Source organism: Acidovorax sp. KPB24-03, from assembly GCF_057546605.1.
On the sequence record NZ_BAAJYR010000262.1, the window covers coordinates 1 to 4,893 of the forward strand.

At 68.1% G+C, this 4,893-nt stretch carries 4 protein-coding genes; 2 read left to right on the forward strand and 2 right to left on the reverse strand.

Annotated features, from left to right (window positions below; translation table 11 throughout):
• Positions 1–868, reverse strand: an 868-nt coding sequence (tsaD, locus tag AC27KI_RS18695) for a tRNA (adenosine(37)-N6)-threonylcarbamoyltransferase complex transferase subunit TsaD (RefSeq protein WP_487115215.1), incomplete at its 3' end; no start/stop codon positions are given.
• A gap of 91 nt (positions 869–959) precedes the next feature.
• Positions 960–2,111, reverse strand: coding sequence for a branched-chain amino acid ABC transporter substrate-binding protein (locus AC27KI_RS18700; RefSeq protein ID WP_487115216.1), 1,152 nt, complete (start codon positions 2,109–2,111; stop codon positions 960–962).
• A gap of 243 nt (positions 2,112–2,354) precedes the next feature.
• On the opposite strand from AC27KI_RS18700, the gene AC27KI_RS18705 reads away from it, so the two are divergent.
• Entirely contained in the window at positions 2,355–2,981 is a 627-nt protein-coding gene (locus AC27KI_RS18705; RefSeq protein WP_272568327.1) for an ANTAR domain-containing response regulator, read from the forward strand.
• Between the two features lie 411 nt (positions 2,982–3,392).
• Positions 3,393–4,637 (forward strand): CmpA/NrtA family ABC transporter substrate-binding protein, encoded by a 1,245-nt coding sequence (locus tag AC27KI_RS18710; RefSeq protein ID WP_487089785.1) that lies wholly within the window; start codon positions 3,393–3,395, stop codon positions 4,635–4,637.
• The last annotated feature ends 256 nt before the right edge of the window (positions 4,638–4,893 follow it).

Sequence of the window (4,893 nt, forward strand, 5' to 3'; positions counted from 1 at the left end):
CGGCATTGAGCTGCTCGCGCAGGTGCCGGTTGGCCCCCACGCCGCCCGCCACCACCACGCGGCGCAGCCCGGTCTGCTGCAGCGCGGCGGCCGTCTTGCGCACCAGTACGTCCACGATGGCGGCCTGCGTGCTGGCGGCCAGGTCGGCCTTGCGCGCGTCGAGGTCGTCGCCCAGCTTGCGCGCCTGGGTGAGCACGGCGGTCTTGAGGCCGGCGAACGAGAAATCGAGGTTGCCGCTGTGCAGCAGCGGTCGCGGCAGCTTGAAGGCGGCCGGGTCGCCCTGCTCGGCCAGCCGCGACAGCGCGGGCCCGCCGGGATAGCCCAGGCCCATCAGCTTGGCGGATTTGTCGAATGCCTCGCCCGCGGCGTCGTCGATGGTCTCGCCCAGCATTTCGTAGCGGCCCACGCCGTCCACGCGCATCAGCTGCGTGTGGCCGCCCGAGACCAGCAGCGCGATGAAGGGAAATTCCGGCGGGTCCGCGCTGAGGAAGGGCGACAGCAGGTGCCCTTCGAGGTGGTGCACGCCCAGCACGGGCTTGTCGAGCGCGGCGCCCAGGGCGCAGGCCACGCCGGCGCCCACGAGCAGCGCGCCGGCCAGCCCCGGGCCGCGCGTGTAGGCCACCACATCCACGTCGGCCAGGCGCCGGCCGGATTCGGCCAACACGGTTTCCGTCAGCGGCAGCACGCGGCGGATGTGGTCGCGGCTGGCCAGTTCGGGCACCACGCCGCCGTAGGCCTGGTGCATTTCGATCTGGCTGTGCAGGGCATGGGCGAGCAGCGTGGGCACCCCGTCGCCGGTGGGCGACTGCACCAGCGCCAAGCCGGTTTCGTCGCAGGAGGATTCGATTCCGAGGATCAACAGACTCATGCGCCCGAGTGTAGGACCTGGGGCCCGCCCCTCCCCGCCCCGTGGAATGGCGCGGCCTCGGACGCCGTGGTGGCGCCGGGCGGCGGCCCGCTCACCAGCGGTCGGAGCGCATGCGCAGTTCCCAGTTGCCGGCGCGCAGGCTGTACACACCCACGGCGCCGTAGCGCTGCTCGCCCTTTTCGTCCCAGGTCATGGTGCCGGTGACGGGCGCGTAGCCGTTGATGGCCCGCAGGGCCTTGGTGATCTCCTTCGGATCGGCGGACTTGGCCTGCTTGATGGCGGCCGACAGCACGTAGGTGGCGTCGTAGCTGTAGTGGCCGCCGTAGGCGGGCGGCTTCTTGAACGCGGTGTTGTAGCGGTCCAGGAACTGGCGGCCGGTGATGAACTCGCGCGCCTCCAGCACGGGCGAGGTGGCATAGATGGCCGTGACCATCCCCATGCCCTTGACCATGTCGGTGGTCTTGATGGTATCGCCGCCCAGCACGGACAGCTGGGTGTAGTTGATCTTCTGCAGCGCCTGCAGCAGCGCCAGCACCTGGAAGTCGTTGAGCGTGGTGACGATCACGCCCACCTTCGCCGTCTGGATGCGGCGGGCCACCTCGTCGAAATCCGTGGTCTTGTCGTCGAACGACTGGCGCACGGTGACTTCCTTCTTCTCCGTCGCCAGCTGCTTGGCCGCGCCATCGGCCAGGCCCTTGCCGTAGGGCGTGCCGTCGTCCAGCACGGCGTAGCTGGCGGTGCTGAGCTGCGTGGCCGCGAACGAGCCCATGGCGCGGGCCTGCAGGTTGTCATTGGCCACCAGGCGCAAGGTGGTCTGCAGGCCCAGTTCGGTGAAGCGCGGGTTGGTGGAGATGGCCAGCTGCGCGATGCCCTTTTCGGCATAGATGGGCGCCGCCGCGATGCTGACGCCCGAATTGAGGTTGCCGATGACCGCCACCACGCCGGACTCCACCAGCTGCTGCGCGGCTTTCTTGCCGGAGTCGGCGTCGGCCCGGTCGTCCTGCGCGACCACTTCCAGGGTGACGGTCTTGCCATCGACCGTGAAGCCGGACTTGTTGAGCTCCTGCACCGCCAGCGTCACGCCGTTGAGCATATCCTGCCCCATCGCGCCGAGCGGCCCCGACAGCGGCTGGGCCACGCCGATCTTGATGGTGTCGGGCACCTTGCTGCACCCTGCCCCCAACGTGGCGGCCAGCGCCGCGATCGCCAGCAGCGCGGCACGCCTGCTTCCTTGTGTGCTCATAGACCCAGCTCCAATCCATTCAGTGGTTTACATGTATCCGGATGTATATAAGACCGAAGAGTCTTACGCTATCGGGTAACCCCTGCTCCATAGCAAGTTACATCCATTAGCAATTTCCCTCCCAGGCCGAAAGCGGTGCTAATGCACCCGCACAGTGCGCTTTCAGGTATCCGCGGCGATCCATCGGGGTTTTCACCCCGCCGGCGCACCAGCATGGGCGTATTTATTGCTTAAGCTTGGGGCATGACCGACTCCCTGCGCATCGTGGTGGTGGCCCCCGACCTGGCGGTGGGCGCCGAGGACGACGAGCACGCCCAGCTGCAGGCCGAGCGCTCGCGGGCGCTGCGCATCGGCCTGCTGGAAAACAACTTCAATCTGGTGGCCACGCTGCCGGCCGACGTGTTCCTGAGCGAGCGGCTCGCGCAGCTGCAGCCCGACCTGGTGATCGTGGACGCCGAGAGCGACGCCCGCGACGCGCTGGAGCACGTGGTGATGGCCACCCGCGATGCGCCCCGCGCCATCGTGATGTTCACCAACGACGACGATCCCTCCCACGTGCGGCAGGCAGTGGCCGCGGGCGTGTCGGCCTACATCGTGGCCGGGCTGTCGCCCCAGCGCATCCGCCCGATCCTGGACGTGGCGATGGCGCGCTTTCAGCACGAGCAGGCCCTGCGCGCCGAACTGGCCGATGCGCGCAGCGAGCTGAAGGACCGCAAGACCATCGACCGCGCCAAGGGCCTGCTGATGCAGCGCCAGGGCCTGACCGAACAGGCCGCCTACGACAAGCTGCGCAAGAGCGCGATGGACAAGGGCATGAAGCTGGTCGAGGTGGCCCAGCGCATGCTGGACGTGGCGGACCTGCTGGGCTGACCGGCGCGGCCGGCGGCGCTGCACAAGGGCAGTGCGGCACTGCACCATCGCGCGGCTTCCGTGCCCGGCCCTGCACGCGCCGCGGCCCGCTTTGGCCCAGGGCCACGCGGCGCCCGGCGCCGGACGGTTCGAGCCAAAAAAGGCCTCCAGCGCAATCAACACTAGGGCATATCGCTACAAAAAAAAATAGCAAATAGCCCGCATGGCCCGCTCTGGCACAAGGCTTGCAATGACGGAGGCAAGACCAACGTTGGTCGATTGCCAGGCCCCACCCAATGGCGGGTGCGACCTGGCAGAACCCGGACAAAGGCGTCCCCACCGCTCGCGGCGCTGCCCCCAAGGCAGCCTGCGGGCGTGTGAGGACGCCTTTTTTGTTTTTCACGTTGCCAGCCAAGCCAAGGGATGCCTTCCATGACCGACCTGTCCAAAACCAGTCTCCACCGCCGCACCGTGCTGCAGGCCGCCGCCGTGGGGGCCGTGGGCGTGAGCCCCGCGCTGCGCTCCATGGTGCATGCAGCCGGCTCCGACGCGCCGGAAAAGAAGGAAGTCAAGATCGGCTTCATCCCCCTCACCGACTGCGCCAGCGTGGTGATGGCCTCGGTGCTGGGCATCGACCAGAAGTACGGTGTGAAGATCGTGCCCTCCAAGGAAGCGAGCTGGGCGGGCGTGCGCGACAAGCTGGCCAACGGCGAGCTGGACTTCGCCCACGTGCTGTACGGCCTGGTGTACGGCGTGCACTTGGGTGTCGGCGGCCCCAAGAAGGACATGGCCGTGCTCATGACCCTGAACAACAACGGCCAGGCCATCACGCTGAGCAAGAAGCTCGCCGATGCCGGCGCGGTGGACGGCGCGGGCCTGGCCCAGCTCATGGCCAAGGAAAAGCGCGAATACACCTTCGCGCAGACCTTCCCCACCGGCACGCACGCCATGTGGCTGTACTACTGGCTGGCCGCCAACGGCATCGACCCGCTCAAGGGGGCCAAGGTCATCACCGTGCCGCCGCCGCAGATGGTGGCCAACATGCGCGTGGGCAACATGGACGGCTTCTGCGTGGGCGAGCCCTGGAACCACCGCGCCATCATGGACGGCATCGGCGTCACCGCCACCACCACGCAGGACATCTGGAAGGACCACCCCGAGAAGGTGCTGGGCACCACGTCGGAGTTCGTGCAGAAGTACCCCAACACCGCGCGCGCCGTGACGGCCGCCATCCTGGAGGCCGGCCGCTGGATCGACGAGGGCCTCGCCAACAAGAACAAGATGGCCGAAACCATCGCCGGCAAGGCCTACGTGAACACCAGCGTGGACGCCATCAACCAGCGCATCCTGGGCCGCTACCAGAACGGACTGGGCAAGACCTGGGACGACCCCAACTACATGAAGTTCTACAACGACGGCGCGGTGAACTTCCCCTACCTGTCCGACGGCATGTGGTTCCTCACGCAGCACAAGCGCTGGGGCCTGCTCAAGGACCACCCGGACTACCTGGCCGTCGCCAAGTCGATCAACCGCACCGAGCTGTACAAGCAGGCCGCCACTGCCGCCAAGGTTCCCCTGCCCAAGAGCGACATGCGCTCCAGCAAGTTGATGGACGGCGTCGTCTGGGACGGCAAGGACCCGGCCAAGTACGCCGACAGCTTCAAGATCAAGGCCTGACCCCGGGCCCCGCCCGAGCCGCCCGCCCCCAGCCCCCGCCAGGAGAATCCCACCATGGTCAGCGCCGTCTTCCACGCCCCGCCGGAGCCCACCCCAGCCGCGCCCCTTCTGCTATGCAAACGATAGCAACACCGGCAATCAAAACGCCGGCATCGGGGCAAAAACCACTGCAGTCCGCCCGCCCAGCCGCCGCGGCGCGCGCGCTGGGCGGCCGCCTCGCGCGCCTTCTGGCTCGCCGTGCTGCCGCCGGTCTGCG

Excerpts from the sequence above, each read along its gene's own strand:
- AC27KI_RS18710 (WP_487089785.1), top strand. The coding sequence starts at position 3,393 with ATGACCGACCTGTCCAAAACCAGTCTCCACCGCCGCACCGTGCTGCAG.
- AC27KI_RS18700 (WP_487115216.1), bottom strand. The coding sequence starts at position 2,111 with ATGAGCACACAAGGAAGCAGGCGTGCCGCGCTGCTGGCGATCGCGGCG.
- AC27KI_RS18705 (WP_272568327.1), top strand. The coding sequence starts at position 2,355 with ATGACCGACTCCCTGCGCATCGTGGTGGTGGCCCCCGACCTGGCGGTG.